The sequence below is a fragment of the Klebsiella sp. K5-204 genome, assembly GCF_030128585.1.
GTDB lineage: Bacteria > Pseudomonadota > Gammaproteobacteria > Enterobacterales > Enterobacteriaceae > Klebsiella > Klebsiella quasipneumoniae.
In genome coordinates, this window is sequence record NZ_JAKUZS010000009.1 from 99,118 (window position 1) to 125,767 (window position 26,650).

At 57.5% G+C, this 26,650-nt stretch carries 21 protein-coding genes; 12 read left to right on the forward strand and 9 right to left on the reverse strand.

Annotated elements, in window-relative coordinates; translation table 11 throughout:
- Positions 1–124: 124 nt before the first annotated feature.
- The gene (acnB, locus tag MKR05_RS22400) at positions 125–2,722 is read right to left on the reverse strand and encodes a bifunctional aconitate hydratase 2/2-methylisocitrate dehydratase (RefSeq protein ID WP_004204372.1); all 2,598 of its coding nucleotides are present in this window, start codon (positions 2,720–2,722) and stop codon (positions 125–127) included.
- A 431-nt stretch (positions 2,723–3,153) separates the two neighbouring features.
- On the opposite strand from acnB, the gene MKR05_RS22405 reads away from it, so the two are divergent.
- Both MKR05_RS22405 and MKR05_RS22410 read left to right on the forward strand, forming a co-directional pair.
- On the forward strand, positions 3,154–4,776 hold the full coding sequence (locus MKR05_RS22405) for a DUF3300 domain-containing protein (RefSeq protein ID WP_048296700.1): 1,623 nt from the start codon (positions 3,154–3,156) through the stop codon (positions 4,774–4,776).
- Positions 4,777–4,787: 11 nt separating this feature from the next.
- A complete protein-coding gene (locus MKR05_RS22410; protein WP_044521033.1) occupies positions 4,788–5,594 on the forward strand; it encodes a DUF2950 family protein in 807 nt (268 codons plus the stop codon).
- Positions 5,595–5,638: 44 nt separating this feature from the next.
- Here MKR05_RS22410 and MKR05_RS22415 read toward each other — a convergent pair whose 3' ends face one another.
- The 5 genes from MKR05_RS22415 to pdhR all read right to left on the reverse strand — a co-directional run bounded on the left by MKR05_RS22415 (position 5,639) and on the right by pdhR (position 13,212).
- A complete protein-coding gene (locus MKR05_RS22415) occupies positions 5,639–5,923 on the reverse strand; it encodes a hypothetical protein (protein ID WP_048296698.1) in 285 nt (94 codons plus the stop codon).
- Between the two features lie 164 nt (positions 5,924–6,087).
- Positions 6,088–7,512 carry a dihydrolipoyl dehydrogenase gene (gene lpdA / locus MKR05_RS22420; protein WP_002888731.1) on the reverse strand — a complete coding sequence of 475 codons (1,425 nt, stop codon included), beginning with the start codon at positions 7,510–7,512 and terminating at the stop codon, positions 6,088–6,090.
- Between the two features lie 206 nt (positions 7,513–7,718).
- The gene (gene aceF / locus MKR05_RS22425) at positions 7,719–9,617 is read right to left on the reverse strand and encodes a pyruvate dehydrogenase complex dihydrolipoyllysine-residue acetyltransferase (RefSeq protein WP_023291997.1); all 1,899 of its coding nucleotides are present in this window, start codon (positions 9,615–9,617) and stop codon (positions 7,719–7,721) included.
- Positions 9,618–9,631: 14 nt separating this feature from the next.
- Positions 9,632–12,295: a pyruvate dehydrogenase (acetyl-transferring), homodimeric type gene (gene aceE, locus MKR05_RS22430; RefSeq protein ID WP_023291996.1), complete on the reverse strand. Its 2,664-nt coding sequence runs from the start codon at positions 12,293–12,295 to the stop codon at positions 9,632–9,634.
- 137 nt (positions 12,296–12,432) lie between these two features.
- Positions 12,433–13,212 carry a pyruvate dehydrogenase complex transcriptional repressor PdhR gene (pdhR, locus tag MKR05_RS22435; protein ID WP_002888699.1) on the reverse strand — a complete coding sequence of 260 codons (780 nt, stop codon included), beginning with the start codon at positions 13,210–13,212 and terminating at the stop codon, positions 12,433–12,435.
- Positions 13,213–13,856: 644 nt separating this feature from the next.
- Here pdhR and aroP point away from each other — a divergent pair.
- The 3 genes from aroP to MKR05_RS22450 all read left to right on the forward strand — a co-directional run bounded on the left by aroP (position 13,857) and on the right by MKR05_RS22450 (position 17,767).
- The gene (gene aroP, locus MKR05_RS22440) at positions 13,857–15,227 is read left to right on the forward strand and encodes an aromatic amino acid transporter AroP (RefSeq protein WP_023291995.1); all 1,371 of its coding nucleotides are present in this window, start codon (positions 13,857–13,859) and stop codon (positions 15,225–15,227) included.
- 183 nt (positions 15,228–15,410) lie between these two features.
- Complete coding sequence (locus tag MKR05_RS22445; RefSeq protein ID WP_017901173.1) at positions 15,411–16,817, forward strand: glycoside-pentoside-hexuronide (GPH):cation symporter; 1,407 nt, start codon at positions 15,411–15,413, stop codon at positions 16,815–16,817.
- A complete protein-coding gene (locus MKR05_RS22450; protein ID WP_048296696.1) occupies positions 16,817–17,767 on the forward strand; it encodes a family 43 glycosylhydrolase in 951 nt (316 codons plus the stop codon). The genes MKR05_RS22445 and MKR05_RS22450 overlap by 1 nt, the downstream gene beginning before the upstream one ends.
- Positions 17,768–17,987: 220 nt before the next feature.
- On the opposite strand, the gene ampE is transcribed toward MKR05_RS22450, so the two are convergent.
- Both ampE and ampD read right to left on the reverse strand, forming a co-directional pair.
- Positions 17,988–18,842: a beta-lactamase regulator AmpE gene (gene ampE, locus MKR05_RS22455; protein ID WP_238875069.1), complete on the reverse strand. Its 855-nt coding sequence runs from the start codon at positions 18,840–18,842 to the stop codon at positions 17,988–17,990.
- On the reverse strand, positions 18,839–19,402 hold the full coding sequence (gene ampD / locus MKR05_RS22460; protein ID WP_023291992.1) for a 1,6-anhydro-N-acetylmuramyl-L-alanine amidase AmpD: 564 nt from the start codon (positions 19,400–19,402) through the stop codon (positions 18,839–18,841). Before ampD ends, ampE begins: the two co-directional genes overlap by 4 nt.
- A 133-nt stretch (positions 19,403–19,535) precedes the next feature.
- Here ampD and nadC point away from each other — a divergent pair, with 133 nt between their 5' ends.
- The 4 genes from nadC to hofC all read left to right on the forward strand — a co-directional run bounded on the left by nadC (position 19,536) and on the right by hofC (position 23,633).
- Positions 19,536–20,429 (forward strand): carboxylating nicotinate-nucleotide diphosphorylase, encoded by an 894-nt coding sequence (gene nadC, locus MKR05_RS22465; RefSeq protein ID WP_023291991.1) that lies wholly within the window; start codon positions 19,536–19,538, stop codon positions 20,427–20,429.
- 181 nt (positions 20,430–20,610) lie between these two features.
- Positions 20,611–21,042 carry a prepilin peptidase-dependent pilin gene (ppdD, locus tag MKR05_RS22470; protein WP_044521029.1) on the forward strand — a complete coding sequence of 144 codons (432 nt, stop codon included), beginning with the start codon at positions 20,611–20,613 and terminating at the stop codon, positions 21,040–21,042.
- 10 nt (positions 21,043–21,052) lie between these two features.
- Positions 21,053–22,438 carry a type II secretion system protein GspE gene (gene gspE, locus MKR05_RS22475; RefSeq protein ID WP_044521028.1) on the forward strand — a complete coding sequence of 462 codons (1,386 nt, stop codon included), beginning with the start codon at positions 21,053–21,055 and terminating at the stop codon, positions 22,436–22,438.
- Positions 22,428–23,633, forward strand: coding sequence for a protein transport protein HofC (gene hofC, locus MKR05_RS22480; protein ID WP_087825034.1), 1,206 nt, complete (start codon positions 22,428–22,430; stop codon positions 23,631–23,633). Before gspE ends, hofC begins: the two co-directional genes overlap by 11 nt.
- A 36-nt stretch (positions 23,634–23,669) precedes the next feature.
- Here hofC and MKR05_RS22485 read toward each other — a convergent pair whose 3' ends face one another.
- A complete protein-coding gene (locus MKR05_RS22485; protein ID WP_023291988.1) occupies positions 23,670–24,713 on the reverse strand; it encodes a GMP reductase in 1,044 nt (347 codons plus the stop codon).
- Between the two features lie 344 nt (positions 24,714–25,057).
- On the opposite strand from MKR05_RS22485, the gene coaE reads away from it, so the two are divergent.
- The 3 genes from coaE to yacG are packed head-to-tail and all read left to right on the forward strand — an operon-like array spanning position 25,058 to position 26,625.
- The gene (coaE, locus tag MKR05_RS22490; protein ID WP_023291987.1) at positions 25,058–25,678 is read left to right on the forward strand and encodes a dephospho-CoA kinase; all 621 of its coding nucleotides are present in this window, start codon (positions 25,058–25,060) and stop codon (positions 25,676–25,678) included.
- Positions 25,678–26,421 carry a cell division protein ZapD gene (gene zapD / locus MKR05_RS22495; protein WP_017901182.1) on the forward strand — a complete coding sequence of 248 codons (744 nt, stop codon included), beginning with the start codon at positions 25,678–25,680 and terminating at the stop codon, positions 26,419–26,421. The genes coaE and zapD overlap by 1 nt, the downstream gene beginning before the upstream one ends.
- A gap of 9 nt (positions 26,422–26,430) precedes the next feature.
- Positions 26,431–26,625, forward strand: a complete 195-nt coding sequence (yacG, locus tag MKR05_RS22500) for a DNA gyrase inhibitor YacG (RefSeq protein WP_004204348.1) — start codon at positions 26,431–26,433, stop codon at positions 26,623–26,625.
- Positions 26,626–26,650 lie beyond the last annotated feature (25 nt).

Sequence of the window (26,650 nt, forward strand, 5' to 3'; positions counted from 1 at the left end):
GCAGACCGAAAGAAAAAAAGCGTAACAGGCAGGAGGTTTGGAAATAAAAATGCCCGGTGATGCAATGTTCACCGGGCATTGGGGAGTTTGTAGCCAAACGGTCAGCCAGGCTGACCGACTGGTTTTACACCGCGGTCTGGAAGATCACGCCGTCAGCTTTTTCAGTGTACTGATCCAGCTGGTTGAAGTTCAGATAGCGATAGGTATCTTCCGCTGTCTTATCCACCTGCGCCACGAAGGTCTGGTACTCTTCCGGCGTCGGCAGTTTACCGAGCAGAGAAGCCACCGCTGCCAGCTCGGCAGAGGCCAGATAGACGTTAGCGCCGGTACCTAAACGGTTCGGGAAGTTACGGGTAGAGGTGGAAACCACCGTCGCACCGTCGGCGACGCGCGCCTGGTTACCCATACACAGGGAACAGCCAGGGATTTCGATACGCGCCCCGCTCTTACCAAATACGCTGTAGTAACCTTCTTCGGTCAGCTGCGCGGCGTCCATACGGGTTGGCGGCGCCACCCACAGGCGAGTCGGCAACTGGCCTTTGTGGCTGTCCAGCAGCTTACCGGCGGCACGGAAATGGCCGATGTTGGTCATGCAGGAGCCGATGAACACTTCGTCGATTTTCTCGCCCTGTACGTCAGACAGCAGGCGGGCATCGTCCGGATCGTTCGGCGCGCACAGAATCGGCTCTTTGATATCCGCCAGATCGATGTCGATCACTGCCGCGTATTCCGCGTCAGCATCGGCTTCCAGCAGCTGCGGATCCGCCAGCCATTTCTCCATGCCCTGGATACGACGCTCCAGGGTACGGCGGTCGCCGTAGCCTTCGGCGATCATCCACTTCAGCAGGACGATGTTGGAGTTCAGATACTCAACGATCGGCTCTTTGTTCAGCTTGATGGTGCAACCTGCAGCAGAACGTTCAGCGGAGGCATCGGTCAGCTCGAACGCCTGCTCCACTTTCAGATCCGGCAGACCTTCAATCTCAAGGATGCGGCCAGAGAAGATGTTTTTCTTACCTTTCTTCTCAACGGTCAGCAGGCCCTGCTTGATGGCGTACAGCGGGATCGCGTGGACCAGGTCGCGCAGCGTAATGCCCGGCTGCATTTTACCTTTGAAACGCACCAGCACCGATTCCGGCATATCCAGCGGCATCACGCCGGTCGCGGCGGCGAAAGCCACCAGACCAGAGCCCGCCGGGAAGGAGATACCAATGGGGAAACGGGTGTGGGAGTCACCGCCGGTGCCCACGGTATCCGGCAGCAGCATGCGGTTCAGCCAGGAGTGGATCACGCCATCGCCCGGACGCAGCGAGACGCCGCCGCGGTTCATAATGAAGTCCGGCAGAGTATGATGCGTGGTGACGTCAACCGGCTTCGGATAGGCCGCAGTGTGGCAGAAGGACTGCATCACCAGGTCAGCGGAGAAGCCCAGGCACGCCAGGTCTTTCAGTTCATCACGGGTCATTGGACCGGTGGTGTCCTGAGAACCGACGGAGGTCATTTTCGGCTCGCAGTAGGCGCCCGGGCGGATACCGGCAACGCCGCAGGCGCGGCCAACCATTTTCTGCGCCAGAGAGAAGCCGCGGGTGCTTTCCGCCACGTCTTTCGCCTGACGGAAGACATCGCTGTGCGGCAGACCCAGCGCTTCACGGGCTTTGGTGGTCAGGCCGCGACCGATGATCAGCGGGATACGGCCGCCGGCACGGACTTCGTCGATCAGCACATCGGTTTTCAGCTCGAAGCTGGCCAGCAGTTCGTTGGTCTCGTGATTACGCACTTCGCCTTTGAACGGGTAAACGTCGATGACGTCGCCCATGTTCAGGTTTGACACATCCACTTCGATAGGCAGCGCGCCCGCATCTTCCATGGTGTTGAAGAAGATTGGCGCGATTTTGCCGCCCAGGCACAGGCCGCCGCCGCGCTTGTTCGGCACGTTCGGGATATCGTCGCCCATAAACCACAGCACCGAGTTGGTGGCCGATTTACGTGAAGAGCCGGTCCCGACCACATCGCCGACGTAGGCCAGCGGGTAGCCTTTCTGCTGCAGGGCTTCGATCTGTTTGATCGGGCCAACCACGCCCGGCTGATCCGGTTCAATGCCTTCGCGGGCGTTTTTCAGCATCGCCAGGGCGTGCAGCGGGATATCCGGACGCGACCAGGCATCCGGCGCCGGAGACAGGTCATCGGTGTTCGTTTCGCCAGTGACCTTGAAAACGGTAACGGTGATTTTCTCTGCCAGCTGCGGGCGGTTCAGGAACCACTCAGCGTCGGCCCAGGATTGCATAACCTGTTTAGCGTGCTCGTTACCCGCTTTCGCTTTCTCTTCCACGTCGTAGAAGTTATCGAACATCAGCAGAGTATGGGACAGCGCTTTCGCGGCAATCGGCGCCAGTTTCGCGTCGTCCAGGGCATCGATCAGCGGGTGGATATTATAACCGCCCTGCATGGTGCCCAGCAGTTCAACGGCTTTTTCAGGGGTAACCAGGGGGGAGGTCGTTTCGCCTTTGGCGATCGCGGCAAGGAATCCAGCTTTAACATAGGCGGCTTCGTCGACGCCCGGCGGTACACGGTTAATCAGCAGGTCTAACAGGAATTCTTCTTCGCCCGCAGGCGGGTTTTTCAGCAGTTCTACCAGCGCGGCCATTTGGGTTGCATCTAAGGGTTTGGCAACAATCCCCATGGCGGCACGCTCAGCTACGTGCTTACGGTATTCTTCTAGCACGACGGTTCTCCTCGCTTCTCATTGTCATAATGCGGCCTACACCTCTTCAATCAATCTGCTTCGGTATTGGCAGTTTGCCGCCTTGACGCATCTTGAAGGATTTAGTGGCTGGGCGATTTTCTTCACGCTCCTGTGAGACAGCAGTTTGTAGGGTAAATGCCCGATACCGCGTCGGCAGCATAGCAGGATTTTTGAAAGGTGTTAATCTGTTTACAAAAAAGCAACATTAAAATTTAGCTGAATCGTTAAGGGCAGGATATTGCAGGCTTTCTGTTCAAATCCCGCGACAAAAATTCCTTTCCACGTACAACGCCATGGGCCGATCCCAACAATCATCAATAAAAAGCCATACCGCTTACTTATACTCAGCAAACGCGCCGTTTTCGCCGATACTTTAGCGAGATGGGTTACTTTTTGGGTCAGGAGCTTCTATGTCACTGCCGTTCAAACCCCATATTATCACCCTGCTCTGTAGCGCTGGCTTACTCGCGGCGGCGGGAACACTCTATGTGCAAAGCCGTACTCCAGAGACGGTCACTCAGCCGACGGCGCAGCCTGCGCCAGCCGCACCCGCCGCCGCGCAGCCGGTGGCCGCCACCTACACCCAGGCGCAGATTGACCAGTGGGTTGCCCCCATCGCGCTCTACCCGGACAGTCTGCTGTCGCAGGTGCTGATGGCTTCCACCTACCCGGACAACGTCATGCAGGCGGTGCAGTGGTCCCAGGATAACCCCACCATGAAAGGGGATCCCGCCGTTCAGGCTGTTGCCAGCCAGCCGTGGGATCCCAGCGTCAAATCGCTTGTCGCTTTCCCTGCCCTGCTGGCGATGATGGGCGAGAATCCGCCCTGGGTGGAAAATCTGGGTAATGCGTTTTTGGCCCAGCCGCATGATGTGATGGACTCGGTGCAGCGCCTGCGTGCCATCGCCCAGGAGACAGGGACGCTGAAATCCACGCCGCAGCAAAAAGTGATTGTCGCCGCAGCGGCGCCTGTGCCGGCCACCACTTCGAAAAGTAGCACCGTATCAACGTCAAGCACTACCGCGGCGGCGCCTGCGCCGACGCAGGTCATAAAAATAGAACCGACCGACCCGCAGGTGGTCTATGTTCCCAACTACAACCCCTCCACCGTCTATGGTACCTGGCCGAATAGCGCCTATCCTCCGGTCTATCTGCCGCCCCCTCCCGGGGAGCAGTTTACCGATAGCTTCGTGAAAGGATTCGGTTACAGCCTGGGCGTGGCGACCACCTGGGCGCTGTTCAGCAGCATCGACTGGGATGATGATGATGACTACCACCATCACGATGACGACTACCACCGCGGGGATTACTCGCATAATGGCGATAACATCAATATCAATGTGAATAATTTTAACCGCATTACCGGACAAAACCTGCCGGGCGACCACGTAAACTGGCAGCATAATCCCGCCTATCGCGGTCACGTGCCATACCCCGATAATACCGTCGCCCAGCGCTTTCATCAGACCAACGTATCCGGCGGACTGAGCGCGACCCAGCATGCGCCGGTCGATCGTGAGGCGCAGCGCCAGGCGGCAATGACCCAGCTTCAGCAGCGCAGCGCGCCGACCGCCACGGCAGGCAACCTGGCGGCAACCCCCCCCTCGCGCGATGCCCAGCGTCAGGCGGCCTCGGCGCAGTTGAAACAAGCCACCCAGCGCAGCAACTACCGCGGTTACGACAGCGCGCCGACATCAACCCAGCAGCGTCGAGATGCGGCGAAAGCGCAGTTGAAAAACCCGACGCCGCAGCAACAGCAGCGTAGGGAAACCATTAAGAACCACGAGCAGAATGCTACACCGCAGCAGCAACAGCGCCGGCAGCAGCTCCATTCCGCCACGCCCGCCCAGCGCCAGCAGACGGTCAATCATCTGCGCGCCAGCGCCCTTAGCGGCAACGAAAGCCGCGCCCCCTCCTGGCAAGCGCAGCAGGAACGGGGACGACAGAGTCGTCAGTTTTCCAGCGTAAACCGCGAGCAGCGCGACGGCGCCAGAGAGCGTCTTTCTGAACACCATGAACTACGCCGCCGCTGAGGATGAGCAGAATGAGAAACCCATTACCTATTGCCCTGTTCACGTTAATGCTGTCACCGCTTGCCGCCTTCGCCCAGCAGCAATATGCCACCCCCGAGCAGGCCGCGAGCGCGCTGGCCGAGGCGATCGGCCAGCAAAATGACGCGGCGCTGAGCGAGGTGCTTGGCGATAACTGGCAGCATTTTTTACCCCCCGACGGGATCGACCCCACTGCCGTCGACCGCTTCCAGCGCGACTGGCAGGTGAAACATGTGATTGTGCAGCAGGGTGATAACGCCTGGCTCGACGTTGGTAGCGAAGCATGGCGTCTGCCCGTCCCCATCGTCAAATCATCCCAGGGCTGGCGCTTTGATATGGCCGCTGGCGAAGAGGAGATCCTTACCCGCGCTATTGGCCGTAATGAACTGTCGGCGATAGCCGCCATGCACGCCTACGTTGACGCCCAGCAGGATTACTATCAACTGAACCACCGCTGGGCGCAGAAAATCATCAGTAGCGAAGGCAAAAAAGATGGTCTGTACTGGCCCACCTCGCCGGGCGAAGCGCCAAGCCCGCTAGGGCCCGCCTTTAGCCCGACGGTACCCGGCAGCGGCTACCATGGCTACCGCTTCCGCATTATCACCGGTAGAGATGAGCAGAGCGTCGCCTTGCTGGCATGGCCGGTGGCGTGGGGGGAAACCGGCGTGATGAGCTTTATGATCGATCAGCACGATACGGTTTATCAGGCCAATCTCGGTGAAGAGAGCGCGGCAAAGGCCCAGGCGATAACGCGCTTTGCCCCCGACGCTGACGCCGGCTGGCAGGTGGTCAAGCCATAAAAAAACGCCCGGTTACGTATACGCAACCGGGCGTTTTCATTCACTTAGCCCTGGTGGGGCATCAGAGACGGATCGCCGGCAAAGGCTGGTTTCGTACTGGACAATGCCGCTTCGTCAGCGCTGATGCTGCCGGAATTCGCCGCCCATACCCCTTCACTGGTCTTCGTCACCTGCTGATGCTGGGCATTCAGATCCTGGCCCATCGCCGCGATATGGGTCGTTTCCGTGCCGCCGCTGTTATCCGCCCACGGAATCGTGGCGTCAGCCGCGCAGGCTACACCGGATAAGCTCGTTGCTGCGACCAGCGCACTGGTTAAAAAGCGTTTCATCACACACCTCATCGATATCGTTAACTGTCTATAAGTTTACCGAGTGACTATTTACAAAGTATGTATGAGGTGTAGCGGTTTATGAATAGCGACATAGTTCTAAACATCAGGCATAAAAAAAGCGGCTCCGGGAGCCGCTTATGCTTTTTGCCTGAAAGAAAAAGTTACTTTTTCTTCGCTTTGGCGTTCGGCAGGTCGGTGATGCTGCCTTCGAAGACTTCTGCCGCCAGGCCAACAGACTCGTGCAGAGTCGGGTGAGCGTGGATAGTCAGCGCGATGTCTTCAGCGTCACAGCCCATTTCGATAGCCAGGCCGATCTCACCCAGCAGCTCGCCGCCGTTGGTGCCGACAATCGCGCCGCCGATAACACGGTGGGTCTCTTTGTCGAAGATCAGTTTGGTCATACCGTCTGCGCAGTCGGAAGCGATAGCGCGGCCGGAAGCCGCCCACGGGAAGGTGGCGGTTTCGTAGCTGATGCCTTTCTCTTTCGCTTCTTTCTCCGTCAGGCCGACCCATGCCACTTCTGGCTCGGTGTAGGCGATGGACGGGATCACTTTCGGATCGAAGTAGTGTTTCAGGCCGGAGATAACTTCTGCGGCAACGTGACCTTCATGTACGCCTTTGTGCGCCAGCATCGGCTGACCGACGATATCGCCGATAGCAAAGATGTGCGGCACGTTGGTGCGCATTTGTTTGTCAACGCGGATGAAGCCACGATCGTCCACTTCCACGCCCGCTTTGCCTGCGTCGAGGTTTTTGCCGTTCGGTACGCGACCGATAGCCACCAGTACGGCGTCGTAACGCTGTGCTTCCGCCGGCGCTTTTTTGCCTTCCATGGAAACGTAAATACCGTCTTCTTTCGCTTCAACGGCAGTCACTTTGGTTTCCAGCATCAGGTTGAATTTCTTGCTGATGCGTTTAGTGAAGACTTTCACCACGTCTTTATCGGCCGCCGGGATAACCTGGTCGAACATTTCAACCACGTCAATCTCTGAACCCAACGCATGGTATACGGTACCCATTTCCAGACCGATGATACCGCCGCCCATGACCAGCATGCGTTTCGGTACGGATTTCAGCTCCAGGGCGTCGGTGGAGTCCCATACGCGCGGATCTTCATGCGGGATAAATGGCAGTTGAATCGGACGGGAACCCGCCGCGATGATGGCGTTGTCGAAGTTGATCACGGTTTTGCCGTTTTCACCTTCCACTTCCAGGGTGTTAGCGCCGGTGAATTTACCCAGACCGTTAACCACCTTCACTTTACGCCCTTTGGCCATGCCAGCCAGACCACCGGTCAGCTGAGTGATGACTTTTTCTTTCCAGGTGCGGATCTTGTCAATATCAGTTTTCGGTTCGCCGAAAACGATGCCGTGTTCGGCCAGCGCTTTCGCTTCTTCGATAACTTTTGCCACGTGCAGCAGCGCTTTAGAAGGGATACAACCCACGTTCAGGCACACCCCACCGAGGGTGCTGTAACGTTCTACGATGACGGTTTCCAGACCTAAATCAGCGCAACGGAAAGCTGCAGAGTAGCCTGCAGGACCTGCCCCAAGTACCACGACCTGAGTTTTGATTTCAGTACTCATCATGACCTCTGTAATTTATATCCGGCGGGTCTGACGCTATTATTCTTACGCCCAAGTCCACCGGGACGTTCTATCCGCGTGTATTTTACAAAATTGTTAACAATTTTTAAACAACAAACGGCAAACGATTTTGTCCTTTGTTGCTGATAATCCCAAACAGCCTGAGGTTATCAGAAAAAAGCCGGCCGTCAGGCCGGCTTTTTCGATTACATCACCAGGCGGCGAATGTCGCTCAGGGTGTTGTTGATGATGGTAATGAAGCGGGCACCATCAGCACCGTCGATCACGCGGTGGTCGAAGGACAGAGAGATCGGCAGCATCAGACGCGGCACGAACTCTTTACCATTCCATACCGGCTCCATCGCGGACTTAGACACGCCGAGGATGGCTACTTCCGGCGCGTTAACAATCGGCGCGAAGTGGGTCGTACCCAGGCCGCCGATGCTGGAGATGGTGAAGCAACCGCCCTGCATTTCGCCCGCCGTCAGTTTGCCATCGCGCGCTTTCTTCGAGATGGTGGTCAGTTCGCGAGACAGCTCGGTGATGCTCTTCTTGTTCACGTCTTTAAAGACCGGAACCACCAGACCGTTCGGGGTATCAACCGCCACACCGATGTTGATGTATTTCTTCAGCGTCAGGCGCTGACCATCTTCGGAGAGCGAGCTGTTGAAGCGCGGCATCTGCTCAAGCGCAGCGGCCACGGCTTTCATGATGAAGACAACCGGGGTGAATTTCACGTCCAGTTTACGCTTCTCAGCTTCGGCGTTCTGCTGCTTACGGAACGCTTCCAGATCGGTGATATCGGTTTTATCGAAGTGGGTAACGTGCGGGATCATGACCCAGTTACGGCTCAGGTTAGCACCAGAGATTTTCTGGATACGGCCCAGCTCCACTTCTTCGATTTCGCCGAACTTGCTGAAGTCAACCTTCGGCCATGGCAGCATGCCCGGGATACCGCCGCCAGCGGCAGCCGCCGGTGCGGATTCAGCGCGTTTAACGGCTTCTTTCACGTAGGCCTGAACGTCTTCGCGCAGGATACGACCTTTACGGCCGGTGCCTTTCACTTTCGCCAGGTTAACGCCGAACTCGCGCGCCAGGCGGCGAATCAGCGGAGTCGCGTGAACGTAAGCATCGTTTTCAGCGAATTCGGTTTTGCCTTCTGCTTTCGCAGCCGGCGCCGCGGCAGGCTTAGCAGCCTGAGCCGGCGCAGCAGCCGGTGCCGGTGCAGCAGCCTGAGCCGGAGCGGCGGCAGGCGCAGCGCCTTCCACTTCGAAGACCATGATCAGGGAGCCGGTTTTGACTTTATCGCCGGTGCTGATTTTGATCTCTTTGACGGTGCCCGCGAACGGCGCCGGCACTTCCATAGACGCTTTGTCGCCTTCGACGGTGATCAGGGACTGCTCAGCAGCCACTTTATCGCCGACTTTCACCATCACTTCGGTGACTTCAACTTCGTCGCCGCCGATGTCCGGGACGTTAACGTCTTTCGCGCCGGCAGCAGCAGCCGGTGCCGCGGCAGCCGGAGCGGCAGCCTGTGCCGGAGCGGCCGCAGGCGCAGCGCCCGCGACTTCGAAGATCATGATCAGGGAGCCGGTGGATACTTTATCGCCGGTGTTGATTTTGATCTCTTTCACGGTACCCGCGAACGGCGCCGGTACTTCCATAGAGGCCTTATCGCCTTCTACGGTGATCAGGGATTGCTCAGCGGCGATGGTGTCGCCCACTTTAACCATGATCTCGGTAACTTCAACTTCATCGCCGCCGATATCCGGGACGTGCACTTCTTTCGCTGCCGCGGCGGCGGCTGGCGCAGCAGCGGCCGGAGCGGCTTCTTTCTTCTCTTCCTGCGCAGGTGCAGCGGCTGCTGCACCCTCGGCGGAATCGAAAATCATAATCAGTTTGCCAGTCTCGGTTTTGTCGCCGACGGAGACTTTAATCTCTTTCACGACGCCAGCCTGCGGAGACGGGACTTCCATAGAGGCTTTATCGCCTTCTACGGTGATCAGCGACTGTTCAGCTTCTACTTTGTCGCCAACTTTGACCAGGATCTCGGTGATTTCAACTTCATCAGCCCCGATGTCCGGTACTTTGATTTCGATAGCCATTATTCTTTTACCTCTTACGCCAGACGCGGGTTAACTTTTTCTGCATCGATGTCGAATTTCGCGATAGCATCAGCGACCACTTTCTTATCGATTTCACCACGTTTAGCCAGTTCGCCCAGCGCTGCAACGACCACATAGGAAGCATCAACTTCGAAGTGGTGACGCAGGTTTTCACGGCTGTCGGAACGACCGAAGCCATCGGTACCCAGTACGCGGTAATCGTCAGCCGGTACGTAAGTACGAACCTGCTCGGCGAACAGTTTCATATAGTCAGTGGATGCCACAGCCGGAGCGTCGTTCATCACCTGAGCGATGTACGGCACGCGCGGGGTTTCCAGCGGGTGCAGCATGTTCCAGCGTTCGCAATCCTGGCCATCACGCGCCAGTTCGGTGAAGGAGGTGACGCTGTACACGTCAGAGCCCACGCCGTAGTCTTTCGCCAGGATCTGCGCTGCTTCACGGACGTGACGCAGGATAGAACCGGAGCCCAGCAGCTGAACTTTACCTTTGCTACCTTCGATGGTTTCGAGTTTGTAGATACCTTTACGGATACCTTCCTCGGCGCCTTCCGGCATCGCCGGCATGTGGTAGTTTTCGTTCAGGGTCGTGATGTAGTAGTAAACGTTCTCTTGTTTCTCACCGTACATACGCTCCAGGCCGTCATGCATGATGACCGCCACTTCGTAGGCGTAGGACGGATCGTAAGAGATACAGTTCGGGATAGTCAGAGACTGAATATGGCTGTGGCCATCTTCATGCTGCAGACCTTCGCCGTTCAGCGTCGTACGACCGGAAGTACCACCGATCAGGAAGCCGCGAGCCTGCTGGTCGCCTGCCTGCCAGCACAGGTCGCCGATACGCTGGAACCCGAACATCGAGTAGTAGATGTAGAACGGGATCATCGGCAGGTTGTTGGTGCTGTAAGAGGTCGCCGCAGCCAGCCAGGATGCGCCTGCGCCCAGCTCGTTGATCCCTTCCTGCAGGATCTGGCCTTTTTCGTCTTCTTTGTAGTAAGCAACCTGCTCACGGTCCTGCGGGGTGTACTGCTGACCGTTCGGGCTGTAGATACCGATCTGACGGAACAGACCTTCCATACCGAAAGTACGCGCTTCGTCGGCGATGATCGGCACGAGGCGGTCTTTGATGGATTTGTTCTTCAGCATCACGTTCAGGGCACGAACGAACGCGATAGTGGTAGAGATCTCTTTATTCTGCTCTTCCAGCAGCGGGCGGAAATCTTCCAGCGTCGGCAGCTCCAGCTTCTCAGTGAAGTTCGGCTGACGGCTCGGCAGATAGCCGTGCAGTTTCTGACGCTGAGCGTGCAGATAGGTGTGCTCTTCGGAACCTTCCGGGAAGGTTACGTACGGCAGTTTTTCCAGATCGGCATCGGCAACCGGCACGTTGAAACGATCGCGGACGTAGCGAACGCCGTCCATGTTCATTTTCTTAACCTGGTGAGCGATGTTCTTACCTTCAGCAGTATCACCCATGCCGTAACCTTTGATGGTATGGGCGAGGATGACGGTCGCTTTGCCTTTGGTTTCCTGCGCTTTCTTCAGTGCAGCGTAAACTTTCTTCGGATCGTGGCCGCCGCGGTTCAGAGCCCAAATCTGCTCGTCAGTCCAGTCGGCAACCAGCGCGGCGGTCTCCGGATATTTACCGAAGAAGTGCTCGCGCACATAAGCGCCGTCTTTGGATTTGAAGGTCTGGTAGTCACCGTCAACGGTTTCTTCCATCAGCTGAATCAGCTTACCGCTGGTGTCTTTACGCAGCAGCTCATCCCAACGACCGCCCCAGATAACCTTGATAACGTTCCAGCCAGCGCCCGCGAAGATGCCTTCCAGTTCGTTAATGATTTTGCCGTTACCGGTGACCGGACCATCAAGACGCTGCAGGTTACAGTTGATAACGAAGACCAGGTTGTCCAGCTTCTCACGGGTCGCGATGGTGATCGCGCCTTTAGATTCCGGCTCGTCCATCTCACCGTCGCCCAGGAACGCGTAAACGGTTTGTTTGGAGGTGTCTTTCAGACCACGGTGTTCCAGATATTTCAGGAATTTAGCCTGATAAATCGCCCCGATTGGGCCCAGGCCCATAGAAACGGTCGGGAACTGCCAGAATTCCGGCATCAGTTTCGGGTGCGGATAAGAGGACAGACCTTTACCGTGAACTTCCTGACGGAAGTTGTTCATCTGCTCTTCAGTCAGACGACCTTCCAGGAAAGCACGCGCATAAACGCCCGGAGAGATGTGACCCTGGAAGTACACCAGGTCGCCGCCATCCTGCTCATTGCGTGCGCGGAAGAAGTGGTTGAAGCACACTTCGTAGAAGGTTGCGGAAGACTGGAAAGAAGCCATGTGGCCGCCCAGTTCGAGATCTTTTTTCGATGCGCGCAGAACGGTCATGATGGCGTTCCAGCGGATCGCAGAACGGATACGACGTTCCAGATCCAGATTACCCGGGTACTCCGGCTCATCTTCAACGGCAATAGTGTTCACGTAACCGCCGGTCGATGCGCCAGCAGCCACTTTCACCCCGCCTTTGCGGGCTTCAGAAAGGAGTTGGTCAATAAGATACTGAGCGCGCTCAACACCTTCTTCACGGATGACCGATTCGATCGCCTGTAGCCAGTCGCGAGTTTCGATCGGATCCACGTCATTTGGTAAACGTTCTGACATGGGGGGTATTCCTTATCTATCTAATCGTTGATTAATCTGGAACCTGTCCCATTGAACTCTTCGTTCTTCACCTTTGAACAACCAAAAATTCAATAAGACAGGTTCTGCGTTTAGTTGCCGCGCTCTAAAAATGGCGCTTAAGAACCGGAGTTCTCGTCCTTTCGTTGCTGTAAACGACGCAGCGAGCGTTCTCTACGACTCTGCTCACGGCTACGGTCCAGCAAAATTTCCTCAATGAACGCCAGGTGACGGTGCGACGCCTCACGCGCCTGCTCCGGCTCCCCGGCCATTATCGCCTCGAAAATGCGAGTGCGATGGTTGCTGACCAACGGGAGCATTTCCCGGCGGGCATACAGCAATTCAAAGTTCTGACGCACGTTTTGCGCCAGCATCGGCTCCATACACCTTAGCAGATGGAGCAAAACCACATTGTGTGCCGCCTCGGTGACGGCGATTTGGTACTGGACGACGGCGCCGGACTCGGCGTCCAGATCGCCCGACTGCTGAGCCCGCTCAATAGCCTGATGCAGCTCGCGGATACGGTCGCGATCTTCATCATTGCTGCGCAGCGCCGCGTAATAGGCCGCAATGCCTTCCAGCGCGTGACGGGTCTCAAGCAGATCGAATTGGGATTCAGGGTGATCGGACAGCAGCTCGACCAGCGGATCGCTGAAGCTCTGCCACAGGCGGCTCTGTACAAACGTTCCACCTCCCTGACGACGAAGCAACAGGCCCTTGGCTTCGAGGCGTTGAATCGCCTCACGCAGCGAGGGGCGGGAAACGTCGAACTGTTTAGCCAGTTCGCGTTCAGGCGGGAGTTTTTCACCGGGGCGCAAGGTCCCCTCAAGGATCAGAAACTCCAGCTGCTGCTCTATCACATCGGATAATTTTGGTTGGCGGATTTTGCTGTAGGCCATATTCCCTGTCTCTGCCATTAGCCCGGAGTCAATTGGTCTTACCAATTTAAAGTTCGTAGCGCTAAAGTAACAAAGTATTCACCTTCTGTCCATACAGGTTTTGATTGAAATCAGTAAACCACGGACATTTTAACAACCTTACAGAAATAACATTTCAGAAATGTAACCTTGCACAAATGTTACGTTTACTCATAAAGAGGTAGCATTAACTTAATGGAAACGAAAAATTACGCTATCTGAACCGATTCAACGACCAGATAAGTGAATATAAAGGCAGTAAATACGAATAAATAACCAAATGAGAACAATGCGTCGGAATAATACTGAATGTGTCTATTGATGTCTTTTTAAACACATGGTCATCATCCCTTCATAAAGCAGGTGCATTCAAGCGCGCTTACCACTATTCTCCCTGAGACGAAAGGCCTTTTTCTGAATTACTGCACCGCCTTCCGTAAACAAAACAATACAGAAACGGAAGTCCAAAAATACACAAACACAACAATATGTGCGCGCCATCACTCAGGTAAAAAGCGGGCCACTTCGCCCAAATTTTCGCTGGCTATGCTTTCTGGCAGGGACAGCAGTGAAGCAGCAACCTGACGGATGACGTACACAAAAAATAACCACACACGAGGTTTCATATGGAAGGTCAACAGCACGGCGATCGGCTGAAGCGCGGCCTCAAAAACCGCCATATCCAGCTCATCGCGCTGGGCGGGGCTATCGGCACCGGCCTGTTTCTGGGGAGCGCGTCCGTCATTCAGTCCGCCGGCCCGGGTATCATTCTTGGTTATGCGATTGCCGGTTTTATCGCCTTTCTGATCATGCGTCAGCTGGGCGAAATGGTGGTGGAAGAGCCGGTAGCCGGTTCGTTTAGCCACTTTGCTTATAAATACTGGGGCGGCTTTGCCGGCTTCGCCTCCGGCTGGAACTACTGGGTGCTGTATGTCCTGGTGGCCATGGCGGAACTGACCGCCGTCGGCAAATATATCCAGTTCTGGTGGCCGGAAATCCCGACCTGGGCCTCAGCGGCGGTTTTCTTCATCGCCATCAACGCCATTAACCTGACCAACGTGAAAGTGTTCGGTGAAATGGAGTTCTGGTTTGCCATTATCAAAGTGGTCGCCGTCGTGGCGATGATTTTGTTCGGCGGCTGGCTGCTGTTCAGCGGCAACGGCGGCCCGCAGGCGACGGTACGTAACCTGTGGGATCAAGGCGGGTTCCTGCCGCACGGCTTTACCGGGCTGGTGATGATGATGGCGATCATTATGTTCTCCTTCGGCGGTCTCGAGCTGGTGGGTATCACCGCGGCGGAAGCGGATAACCCGGAGCAAAGCATTCCGAAAGCCACCAACCAGGTTATCTACCGTATCCTGATCTTCTATGTTGGCTCGCTGGCGGTCCTGCTCTCGCTGCTGCCGTGGACGCGCGTGACCGCGGACACCAGTCCGTTCGTCCTGATTTTCCATGAGCTTGGCGATACGCTGGTGGCAAACGCCCTCAACGTGGTGGTGCTGACGGCGGCCCTGTCGGTGTATAACAGCTGCGTCTACTGCAACAGCCGTATGCTGTTCGGCCTTGCCCAGCAGGGGAACGCGCCGAAAGCGCTGCTCAGCGTCGACAAACGCGGCGTGCCGGTCAATACCATTCTCGTCTCCGCCGTGGTCACCGCCCTGTGTGTGCTGATCAACTACCTGGCGCCGGAATCCGCATTTGGCCTGCTGATGGCACTGGTGGTATCCGCCCTGGTGATCAACTGGGCGATGATCAGCCTCGCGCATATCAAATTCCGTCGCGCCAAACAGCAGCAGGGCGTCACCACCCGCTTCCCCGCCCTCTTCTACCCGCTGGGTAACTGGGTGTGCCTGCTGTTTATGGCCGCGGTGCTGATCATTATGCTGATGACCCCGGGGATGGCGATTTCCGTTTGGCTGATCCCGGTATGGATCGCAGTGCTGGGCGTGGGTTATCTGTTTAAACAGAAAGCCGCCGCCACCGTAAAAGCACAATAATACATCTCATCAATAATTCTCTTTGCTCTGCGCCCTCCCTTAATAACGGGCGCAGAGCATTGTTATCTGCTTCACACTTTCCCTTCCATAGCTTATTTATCCATATCGTCAACGCGTTCCTGCAACGTAATTCTCTCGATAGCAGCCAATAATTCTCTCCATACTGCAACGGAGAGACCGCACATGGCAGACAATAGACTTTCAATAAAAGAAAAGATTGGTTATGGGATGGGGGATGCCGGATGCAATATCATCTTTGGCGCCATCATGCTGTTTGTTAACTATTTTTATACCGATATCTTCGGCCTGGCGCCGGCGCTGGTGGGCGTACTGCTGCTGTCGGTGCGCGTCATCGATGCGGTGACCGACCCGATCATGGGCGCCCTCGCCGACCGCACCCGCAGTAAATATGGCCGCTTTCGTCCATGGCTGCTGTGGATTGCCTTCCCCTACGCCCTGTTCAGCGTGCTGATGTTCACCACTCCTGAGTGGACCTATAACAGCAAAGTCATCTATGCGTTTGTCACCTACTTTCTGCTGTCGATTACCTATACCGCGATTAATATACCCTACTGCTCGCTGGGAACGGTGATGACCGCCGACCCGAAAGAACGTGTTGCCTGCCAGTCCTATCGTTTCGTGATGGTGGGTATCGCCACGCTGCTGCTGTCATTGACGCTGTTGCCCATGGCCGACTGGTTCGGCGGCGCCGATAAAGCGAAAGGCTATCAAATGGCGATGACCGTGCTGGCCTTTATCGGCATGTGTATGTTCCTGTTCTGCTTCGCCACCGTGCGCGAACGCATCCACCCGGCGGTGCAGACCAATGATGAACTGAAAAAAGATCTCAAAGACGTATGGAAAAATGACCAGTGGGTACGCATCCTGCTGCTCACGCTATGCAACGTCTGTCCGGGCTTTATCCGCATGGCCGCCACCATGTACTACGTCACCTGGGTGATGGGGCAAAGCACCCATTTTGCCACGCTGTTTATCAGCCTCGGCGTGGTCGGGATGATGATTGGCAGCATGCTGGCAAAAGTCCTCACCGACCGCTGGTGCAAACTGCAGGTCTTCTTCTGGACCAACATCGTGCTGGCGATCTTCTCCTGCGCCTTCTATTTCTTTAATCCGCACGCCACCACGCTGATTATGGTGCTCTACTTCCTGCTCAATATCCTGCATCAGATCCCCTCCCCGCTGCACTGGTCGCTGATGTCCGATGTTGACGACTACGGCGAGTGGAAAACCGGCAAGCGCATCACCGGTATTAGCTTCTCCGGCAACCTGTTTTTCCTTAAAGTCGGCCTGGCGGTCGCCGGGGCGATGGTCGGATTCCTGCTGTCATGGTACGGCTACGACGCCGGCGCCAAAGCGCAAAGCGCCTCGGCCCTCAACGGCATCGTGCTGCTGTTCTCGGTCATCCCCGGCGTCGGCTACCTGATCACCGCCGGCGTGGTGCGCCTGCTTAAAGTTGACCGCACCCTGATGCGCCAGATTCAGAGCGATTTAGAGAAGCGCCGCAGCAACTACAGCGAGCTGAATGAATACCAGGAACTGAAAACCAGTGAACACGTAAGGAAAGCCTGATGAACAACTGGCCAAACCCCTTTATTGAGCAACGCGCAGATCCCTTTATTCTGCGCCACCTGAATCATTACTACTTTATTGCCTCAGTGCCGGAATACGACCGGCTGGAGATCCGGCGCGCGGCAACCCTTGAGGGGTTGCGCGATGCTGAGCCGGTAGTGGTGTGGCGCGCACCGCAAAGCGGGCCGATGAGCCAGCTGATTTGGGCGCCGGAGCTACATGAGATAGACGGTAAGTGGTATATCTATTTTGCCGCCACCCATACCCACGATCTGGATGCGCTGGGCATGTTCCAGCATCGCATGTTCGTTATCGAGTGCGCCGACAGCGATCCGCTGACCGGCCGCTGGCAGGAAAAAGGCCAGGTGGTGACGCCTTTCGATACCTTCGCCCTCGATGCCACCACCTTTATCCATCAGGGCAAACGCTGGTACCTGTGGGCGCAAAAATCTCCGCATATCGAGGGCAACTCAAACCTGTATCTCGCTGAAATGGCCAACCCGTGGACGCTAAAAGGCGAGCCGGTCATGCTGAGCAAGCCGGAGTTCGACTGGGAGTGCCGGGGATTTAAGGTCAATGAAGGACCCGCGGTGCTGGTGCATGGCGATAAGCTTTTCATCAGCTATTCCGCCAGCGCCACCGATGAAAACTACTGCATGGGATTGCTCTGGATCGACCGGGAGGCCGATCCGCTGCAGCCGGAAAACTGGCATAAAGCCCCGCAGCCAGTGTTCCGGACCAGCTATGAAAACCGCCAGTATGGCCCGGGCCATAACAGTTTTACCCAAACGCCGGCGGGGGAAGATGTGCTGGTATATCACGCGCGGAATTACACCGAGATTGAAGGCGACCCGCTGTATGATCCCAATCGTCATACGCGGCTAAAACTCGTCGCCTGGAGAGAGGACGGCATGCCCGACTTCGGCATCCCGCCGGCGGATACGCTGTAGCGGTTCGGTATGCTGCCCGCAGGCGCGGGTTCTCCAGGCCGGGTCAGGCGAAGCCGCCCCCCGGCAACATGACAAGCGCGGCGTCAGATATAGCGCCCGGCGGCGCTATTGCTTGCCGGCCTGCGTGGTGTGAGCCCCAGGCCGGATAAGCGCAGCGCCATCCGGCAATCAAAGCCCCGCAGGTGGGGTATCCTGACAGATAGAGTACGGGCGCAGGCCGTTACACCAGGGTGCCGTAAATCGTCAGCAGCGCCATGATCACCACCACCACCAGCGAGGTTTTCTTGGCCATCGACACCGCGGCCTTTGGGGTCGCCACTTTATCCACGTGCGGTTCACGGGCCAGGGAATACTGCGCCAGGCGGGTCAATACCTGATACTGCGACGAATGGCGGTCGCCTAACGATGCAAACCACGCCGGAAGCGCTTTCTCTCCATGCCCCACCAGGGCATAGACAACCCCCACCAGACGCACCGGCAGCCAGTCGACAATATGCAGGATACCATCGATTCCAGACTGCAAACGATGATGCGGCGTCTGGTAGCGCGCCAGCCACGTCTGCCAGGCGCGCAGAACGCAATAAGCGATAAGCGTCAGCGGCCCCCACGCCCCCCCCACCACAAACCAAAAGAATGGCGCCAGGTAGTAACGATAGTTAATCCATAACAGCGCATTTTGCAGTTCGCTAAGGTACTCGCGCTCATCACAGCCCGGCGGGACGCCATGGATCAACGTCAGCTCGCTGGCCATCGCATCGCAGGCGCGGCTGTCATTGCGCGACGCCGCTTTCAGATAGGCATGATAGTGCAGCCGAACCTTGCCGGCGCCGATGCACAGCAGACCCAGCAAGATCCAGAACACCAGCAGCGGTACGTTGAACAGCTGCCCCTGCAGCAAGCGCTGAATGAGGTAGACCACCGCGACGGCGACCAGGGTCATCAGCAGCGTTCCCGGCAACGAGAAATGTTTTATCCGGCGGAACACCACCTCCAGCCGATGATCAAGCTGCCAGTGTTCGCCCAGTTTAAACAGGCGTTCAGCGATAAGCACCAGCAGCGTAGTAAACAGCGTCATGAGGTCTCCTTTTCTGACGGCGCGCTGAGCAGCGCACGAAATTTTTTCCAGTCAAAGGCCGGTCCCGGGTCTGTCTTGCGCACGGGCGCGATATCGCTATGGCCCGTGATGTTTGTGGCGATGGCAGGATAAATCGTGATAAGCAGATCCGTCACCGCCGCCAGCTGCTGGTACTGCGCATCGGTATACGCCAGGGTATCCGTGCCTTCCAGCTCTATGCCGATGGAAAAGTCATTGCAGCGTTCGCGCCCCTGATAGCAGGAGACCCCCGCATGCCACGCACGCTTATCGAAAGGCACATACTGCACGATTTCACCATCACGCCGAATCAGACAATGCGCCGAAACGCGCAGATGAGCGATCTCGGCAAAGAAAGGATGCGCGTGCGGATCCAGGGTGCCGGTGAACAGCGCGTCAATCCATGGACCACCAAATTCACCTGGTGGCAGGCTAATGTTATGCACCACCAGTAAGGAAGGGGCTTCTTCATCCGGACGGCAGTCATGGTGCGGCGAGGGAACCCGACGCGCGCCGACCAGCCATCCCTCGTTCAACTGCATGCGGGATCTCCTTTCGCGAACTCATGCTTCCGGGCCACACGCCGGCCCAAAGGATGAAGTGTGTATGGTACTGAAACGTCGTTCAGGTTAGCATGTTTCCCACTTCTGAATCTTATCTATCTGGAGCTTTATCATGTCGCCTCGTCGTTACAACCCCGACCGCCGCCGTGACGTGCTGCTGGAACGAATTAATCTCGATATTACCGATGCTGTCGCACACTCCCTGCGGGAAGATTTGGGCGGCGAAGTCGACGCCAGCAACGATATTAGCGCACAATTATTGCCGCAGGATGCACGCTCCCATGCGGTGGTCATTACCCGCGAAGATGGCGTCTTCTGTGGTAAACGCTGGGTGGAAGAGGTCTTCATTCAGCTCGCCGGTGACGACGTGACGATCACCTGGCACGTCGCCGATGGCGACGCGGTCAAAGCCGATCAACCCCTGTTCGAGCTGGAAGGCCCATCGCGCATTCTGCTCACTGGCGAACGTACGGCGCTGAACTTTGTGCAAACCCTCTCCGGCGTCGCCAGCGTCGTCCGCCGCTATGTCGACCTGCTGGCCGGCACCAAAACCCAACTTCTGGATACGCGTAAAACGCTGCCAGGGCTGCGTACCGCGCTGAAATACGCGGTTCTCTGCGGCGGCGGCGCCAACCACCGTCTGGGGCTGTTCGACGCTTTCCTGATTAAAGAAAACCACATCATCGCCTCCGGCTCGATCCGTCAGGCGGTGGAGAAGGCGTTCTGGCTGCATCCTGATGTGCCGGTGGAAGTGGAAGTGGAAACGCTGGATGAGCTGGAGCAGGCGTTAAAAGCCGGGGCCGATATCATTATGCTCGATAACTTCACCACCGACCTGATGCGCGAGGCGGTGAAAATCACCGCTGGCCAGGCGGCGCTGGAGGTCTCCGGCAACGTCACCTTTGACACTATCCGCGAATTTGCCGAGACCGGGGTCGACTATATCTCCGTCGGGGCCCTGACCAAACATGTGCAGGCGCTCGACCTGTCGATGCGTTTCCGCTGAGGATTTGGCCTTCACGCTTCCGGGCGTGAAGGCCTGAATTTGCGACCCGACTCGCAGTCGCTCTTGCTCGCCATGCAATACCGGTAAAAACCCTGGAACCCGGTTTCCCGGATCGTTTTCGTCTCCTCGCCTGCCCCCCAGAATCCCGTCACAGTGCTCCTGTCACAACAAGGAGCGACTTATGGATAAACAACAAGGTTTTACCCTGATTGAACTGATGGTGGTCATCGGCATCATCGCCATTCTCAGCGCCATCGGCATCCCGGCCTACCAGAACTACCTGCGTAAAGCCGCCCTCACCGACCTGCTGCAGACCTTTGTCCCCTACCGGACGGCAATCGAACTTTGCGCGCTCGATCATGGCGGCCTGACGACATGCGACGGCGGCAGCAATGGCATCCCCTCGCCAACAACCACGCGCTACCTCTCCGCCATGAGCGTGGCCAAAGGCGTCGTTACCCTCACCGGTCAGGAAAGTCTCAACGGACTGGGCGTCACCCTGACCCCGACCTGGGATAACGCCGAAGGCGTCACCGGTTGGCAGCGGGTCTGCACTATCACCGACAACAGCGCACTTCAGCAGGCCTGCGAAGACGTCTTCCGGGTGAAGTGAGGGCGACAACATGAAAACAGAACAGCTGATCCCTCTCTGTCGTCGCCATCACGCCCTGCTGCTACACAGCGATGAGCAGACGATATCCATTGCGGTGGTCGATACCCCACCGACGGAGCTAATGGAGGCGCTGCGTTTCGCGACGCAAAAACGGATCGATATTGAATGCTGGAGCCAGGAGCAGATGGATAAGCGCCTGCAAGTCCAGGAAAAGCAGGCGCTGCTGGCGCAAAATGCAGGGCCGGAAAACATCGCCGAGCGGGTCAACCAGATCCTCGAGCAGGCCCTGCGTCAGCGGGCGTCCGATATTCATATCGAGCCCACGGAAGCGCACTTAAGGATCCGCCTGCGTGTCGATGGCGTGCTACACGCGCTGCCGCTGCTGGCGCCCGAGCTGGCCGCGCCGGTTATCGCACGACTCAAGGTGATGGCCAATCTCGATATCGCCGAGCATCGTTTGCCGCAGGATGGTCAGTTCGCGCTGAACCTCGCCGGACGGCCGCTCTCCTTTCGCATCGCCACCCTGCCCTGCCGCTATGGCGAGAAAATTGTCCTGCGCCTTCTGCATCAGGTTGACCAGGCGCTGGATCTGGAGGCTCTCGGCCTCTCATCCTCTCAGCTGGCGGCCTTTCGCCAGGCGCTGAATCAGCCGCAGGGGCTGCTGCTGGTCACTGGCCCAACCGGAAGCGGGAAAACGGTGACCCTCTACAGCGCCCTGCAGGCCCGAAACCGGGAGCAAGTGAACATCTGTAGCGTCGAGGATCCTCTGGAGATCCCTATCGCCGGGATGAACCAGACGCAAATCAATCCGCGCGCCGGGCTGACCTTTCACAGCGTGCTGCGCGCCCTGTTGCGCCAGGACCCGGATATTGTGATGGTGGGTGAAATCCGCGATGCCGAAACCGCTGAAATCGCGCTGAAAGCCGCTCAAACGGGCCATCTGGTGCTCTCTACCCTGCACACCAATTCCACCAGCGAAACCCTCACTCGCCTGCAGCAAATGGGCATCGCCCGCTGGATGATCTCTTCTGCGCTCTCGCTGGTTATCGCCCAGCGTCTGGTCCGCAAGCTGTGCCCCCACTGCCGGCGCAATGCCGGCAGCGCCGCCGACCTGCCGCACAGTCTGTGGCCCCGCCCGCTGCCGCGCTGGCAGGCAGCAGGCTGCGAACACTGTTATCACGGGTATCATGGCCGTCTGGCGCTGTTTGAGGTCTTGCCTGTCACCCCGGGGCTACGTCAGGGGATAGTCCAGGGACTCAACGCCCTTGAGATCGAATCTCTGGCGCGAGCCGCGGGCATGATGACGCTTTTTGAAAGCGGATGTCAGGCTATCGAACAGGGGTTGACGAGCCTCGAAGAGGTGGTGCGGGTGCTGGGGATCCCCCATGGCGACTAAGCGTCTCTGGCGCTGGCGAGGCGTCGATGCACAAGGCGCTCCTTGTCAGGGGATGCTATGGCAAGCCAGTCGTCCGGAGGTGCTGCATCACCTCCAGCAGCAGCGCATCATGCCGCTGGCTATACACCGCTGTTCGGTGAAGCAAAGCCTGTGGCACCCGCGCTACAGCAGCGAAACCATCCGCCAGTTGGCAACCCTGCTGCAGGCCGGGCTACCGCTGGCGGAAGGGTTATCGCTGTTGGCGCAGCAGCAACCGCATGCGCAGTGGCAGGCACTGCTTGAGGCGCTGGGCCGCGAACTGGCCCAGGGCGTAGCCTTCTCTGCCGCACTGGCGCAGTGGCCGCAGGCTTTTCCGCCACTGTATCTGGCGATGATTAGCACCGGCGAACTGACGGGCAAGCTCGATATTTGCTGCCAGCAGCTGGCCAACCAGCAGCAGGAGCAGCAGCGGCTTGCCGGCAAGGTCAAAAAGGCGCTGCGCTACCCGCTAATCGTGCTCACTCTGGCGTTGCTGGTGGTGCTTGGAATGCTCTATTTTGTCCTTCCCGAATTCACCGCCATCTACCAGACGTTCAATACGCCGCTGCCGTTGTTGACGCGAATGGTTATTGCGGCAGGCGACATGCTGAGCCGCGGCTGGCCGTTGCTGTTGGCCTTTCTGCTGAGCCCGCTGCTGCTCAACCAGCTGGTCCGGCAGCGCGCCGACTGGCTGCTGCGTCGCCAGCAGTTGCTTAACGCGCTCCCTCTCGTCGGCCCCCTGATCGGCGGCCAACAGCTGAGCCTGATATTCACCGTTCTGGCGTTAACCCAAAGCGCCGGTATCAGCTTTCTGCAGGGGCTGCAAAGCGTTGAAGAGACCCTGTCGTGCCCGCTGTGGCGCCAGCGCCTGGCGCAGGCCCGCTCGCTGATCGTTCAGGGGGATCCGATCTGGCAGGCGTTAAGCCGCTGCGGCGGTTTTACACCGCTGTGTCTGCAGCTCATCCGTACGGGGGAAAGCGCGGGGGCGCTGGATCAGATGCTGGAAAACCTGGCGCATCATCATCGTGAGCAGACCCATCAGCGAGCCGACAGTCTGGCTGCGCATCTGGAACCCCTGATGCTGGTAATAACCGGCTCGCTGGTTGGGATCCTGGTGGTGGCGATGTATTTGCCCGTTTTTCACCTGGGCGATGCCATTGGCGGGGCGGGAGGATGAGAAACGCTGGCACCGCGCAGGCGCCAGCGCAGCCGGTTACAGGCTGTTGAATACCCGGTTCTCTTGTTCCTGAACGCGGATAAAGGTGGTGCGTTTGGTCAGCTCTTTCAGTCGCGAGGCGCCAACGTAGGTGCAGGCTGAACGCAGGCCGCCGAGAATGTCGCGCGCGGTATTGTCCACCGGGCCACGCAGCGGCAGCTTCACGGTTTTCCCTTCCGCCGCGCGGTATTTCGCGACACCGCCCACATGGCGGGTCATCGCCGACTCGGAGCTCATACCGTAAAACAGCATGAATTTTTCACCGTTCTCTTCAACCACAGTACCGCCGCTCTCTTCGTGGCCCGCCAGCATACCGCCGAGCATCACGAAATCAGCGCCGCCGCCGAAGGCTTTCGCCACATCGCCCGGCATGGTGCAACCGCCATCGCTGATGATCTGGCCGCCAAGGCCGTGTGCAGCATCAGCACACTCGATCACGGCGGAGAGCTGCGGGTAGCCGACCCCGGTTTTGACACGGGTGGTGCAAACGGACCCCGGGCCAATACCAACTTTGACGATATCGGCGCCGGAGAGGATCAGCTCTTCGCACATTTCACCGGTGACCACGTTCCCGGCGATAATGGTTTTTTGCGGCCAGGCTTCGCGCGCCTTCGCCACAAACTGAACGAAGTGTTCAGAGTAGCCATTGGCGACGTCAATGCACACAAAATTCAACTGTGGGTTCTCAGAGAGGATCTGTTGCGTTTTATCGAAATCCGCGTCGGAAGTACCGGTGGAAACCATCACATGCTTGAGAACGTCTGCGGATACGCTCTGGACAAACGCCTGCCATTCTTCTGCGGTGTAGTGCTTGTGTACTGCGGTCAGAATGCCAAAAGTGGCCAGCGCTTTCGCCATGCTGAAGGTGCCGACGGTATCCATGTTTGCCGCAATAATCGGCACGCCGGACCAGGTCAGGCCTGAATGTTTAAAGGTGAATTCACGTTCCAGCTCAACATCAGAACGGCTTTTGAGGGTAGAGCGTTTCGGGCGGATAAGAACGTCTTTGAAACCAAGCTTCAGATCTTCTTCAATACGCATGTGCGAATTCCTGGGGTTAATGGCATTAATGTGAGAGCACAACTCCAGTGACGTTATCATACGCACGAATCAGGCCCGCGCAAGACTGCGATTTTCACTTTTTTTACGCTACAATCGTATAAATTTACCTGGTGAATGGAGAAAAAAGCGCTTATGTCTCCACCCGCCAGCGTATTATTTTTAACCATTTGATTTGCTTGATTAAAATAAACAGAATAGCGGACGGCGCTCCCGGTTGGCACGGGGCCATCACGACAAGATCGCTGTCGCCTCCCCGGCATACTGCCCGTCCTCGCTGTCTGAATACCAAAAAATACGAGCAATCCGTTTCAGGGTCAGAAGATATGGGGTACACAGTCGCGTTAACAGGCGGGATTGGCAGCGGTAAAAGTACGGTTGCCGACGCCTTCGCGCAGCTTGGGATTAACGTTATCGATGCCGATGTTATCGCCCGCCAGGTAGTCGAACCCGGCACCCCGGCGCTCCAGGCCATTGCCGGCCACTTCGGGCCACAGATGATCGCGCCCGACGGCACGCTAAACCGCCGTCTGCTGCGGGAAAAAATTTTTGCTCAGGTGGAGGAAAAAGCCTGGCTCAACGCGCTGTTGCATCCGCTAATTCAGCAGGAAACGCGCCGCCAGATGCAGGCCGTCACCTCCCCTTATCTCCTCTGGGTCGTACCTTTGCTGGTCGAAAACCGCCTGTCCAGCCAGGCCGATCGCGTCCTGGTCGTCGATGTGCCAAAAGAGACGCAAATCGAACGCACCATGCTGCGCGATAAGGTCAGCCGCGAACATGCTGAACATATTCTTGCCGCCCAGGCCACGCGCGAGCAGCGCCTGGCCGTCGCGGACGATGTTATTGAAAACACTGGCACGCCGGATGCAGTGGCATCGGATGTTGCCCGCCTGCACGAAAAGTACTTAACGCTGGCATCGCAGGCCGCCTCACAGGAAAACTCGTAATGCATACCCCCGTTCTGTTTGAACATCCTCTTAATGAGAAAATGCGCACCTGGCTGCGCATCGAATTTCTGATCCAGCAGATGGCTTTCCATCCGATGATTGCCAGCCATGCCGATGCGCTCCATTTTTTCCGTAACGCCGGCGATCTGCTGGATGTCCTGGAGCGCGGCGAGGTGCGTACCGATCTGGTCAAAGAGCTGGAGCGCCAGCAGCGTAAGCTCCAGTCCTGGGCAGAAGTGCCGGGAGTCGATCAGGAGCGTATTAACGCGCTGCGCCAGCAGCTCAAGCAGTCTTCCAGCACCCTGATGGCCGCGCCGCGCATTGGTCAGTTTCTGCGTGAAGATCGCCTGATTGCGCTAGTGCGCCAGCGTCTGAGTATCCCTGGAGGCTGCTGCAGCTTCGATTTACCGACCCTGCATATCTGGCTCCATATGCCGCAGGCGCATCGTGACGAGCAGGTGGCCAGCTGGCTTGCCAGCCTCGATCCTTTGGTTCAGTCCCTGAGCCTGATCCTCGATCTGATCCGTAACTCCGGGCAGTTTCGCAAACAGACCAGCCTCAATGGCTTTTATCAGGATAATGGCGAAGATGCCGATCTGCTGCGCCTGCGTCTCGATCTGGCCCACCAGCTTTATCCGCAGATCTCCGGCCATAAGAGCCGTTTCGCCATCCGCTTCCTGCCGCTGGACAGTGAGTATGGGATCGTGCCGGAGCGCTTTGATTTTGAACTGGCCTGCTGTTAAGGAGATAACATGTCAGAAGAGACTATCGTCAATTGTCCGACCTGCGGCAAAAATGTGGTATGGGGCGAACAAAGCCCCTATCGTCCGTTCTGCAGCAAGCGCTGCCAGCTGATCGATTTGGGAGAATGGGCAGCAGAGGAGAAGCGCATCCCCAGCGCGGGCGATCTCTCCGATAGCGATGACTGGAGCGAACAGCAGCCCTGATTTGACGGCACGCTAACCCAACGCC

Bases quoted from the DNA above. Each gene is read 5' to 3' on its own strand.
- MKR05_RS22450 (WP_048296696.1), top strand. From the start codon at position 16,817: ATGAACAACTGGCCAAACCCCTTTATTGAGCAACGCGCAGATCCCTTT.
- MKR05_RS22485 (WP_023291988.1), bottom strand. From the start codon at position 24,713: ATGCGTATTGAAGAAGATCTGAAGCTTGGTTTCAAAGACGTTCTTATC.
- ppdD (WP_044521029.1), top strand. From the start codon at position 20,611: ATGGATAAACAACAAGGTTTTACCCTGATTGAACTGATGGTGGTCATC.
- ampE (WP_238875069.1), bottom strand. From the start codon at position 18,842: ATGACGCTGTTTACTACGCTGCTGGTGCTTATCGCTGAACGCCTGTTT.
- MKR05_RS22445 (WP_017901173.1), top strand. From the start codon at position 15,411: ATGGCAGACAATAGACTTTCAATAAAAGAAAAGATTGGTTATGGGATG.
- gspE (WP_044521028.1), top strand. From the start codon at position 21,053: ATGAAAACAGAACAGCTGATCCCTCTCTGTCGTCGCCATCACGCCCTG.
- aroP (WP_023291995.1), top strand. From the start codon at position 13,857: ATGGAAGGTCAACAGCACGGCGATCGGCTGAAGCGCGGCCTCAAAAAC.
- hofC (WP_087825034.1), top strand. From the start codon at position 22,428: ATGGCGACTAAGCGTCTCTGGCGCTGGCGAGGCGTCGATGCACAAGGC.
- coaE (WP_023291987.1), top strand. From the start codon at position 25,058: ATGGGGTACACAGTCGCGTTAACAGGCGGGATTGGCAGCGGTAAAAGT.
- MKR05_RS22410 (WP_044521033.1), top strand. From the start codon at position 4,788: ATGAGAAACCCATTACCTATTGCCCTGTTCACGTTAATGCTGTCACCG.
- aceF (WP_023291997.1), bottom strand. From the start codon at position 9,617: ATGGCTATCGAAATCAAAGTACCGGACATCGGGGCTGATGAAGTTGAA.
- lpdA (WP_002888731.1), bottom strand. From the start codon at position 7,512: ATGAGTACTGAAATCAAAACTCAGGTCGTGGTACTTGGGGCAGGTCCT.
- MKR05_RS22415 (WP_048296698.1), bottom strand. From the start codon at position 5,923: ATGAAACGCTTTTTAACCAGTGCGCTGGTCGCAGCAACGAGCTTATCC.
- nadC (WP_023291991.1), top strand. From the start codon at position 19,536: ATGTCGCCTCGTCGTTACAACCCCGACCGCCGCCGTGACGTGCTGCTG.
- ampD (WP_023291992.1), bottom strand. From the start codon at position 19,402: ATGCAGTTGAACGAGGGATGGCTGGTCGGCGCGCGTCGGGTTCCCTCG.
- yacG (WP_004204348.1), top strand. From the start codon at position 26,431: ATGTCAGAAGAGACTATCGTCAATTGTCCGACCTGCGGCAAAAATGTG.
- MKR05_RS22405 (WP_048296700.1), top strand. From the start codon at position 3,154: ATGTCACTGCCGTTCAAACCCCATATTATCACCCTGCTCTGTAGCGCT.
- aceE (WP_023291996.1), bottom strand. From the start codon at position 12,295: ATGTCAGAACGTTTACCAAATGACGTGGATCCGATCGAAACTCGCGAC.
- pdhR (WP_002888699.1), bottom strand. From the start codon at position 13,212: ATGGCCTACAGCAAAATCCGCCAACCAAAATTATCCGATGTGATAGAG.
- zapD (WP_017901182.1), top strand. From the start codon at position 25,678: ATGCATACCCCCGTTCTGTTTGAACATCCTCTTAATGAGAAAATGCGC.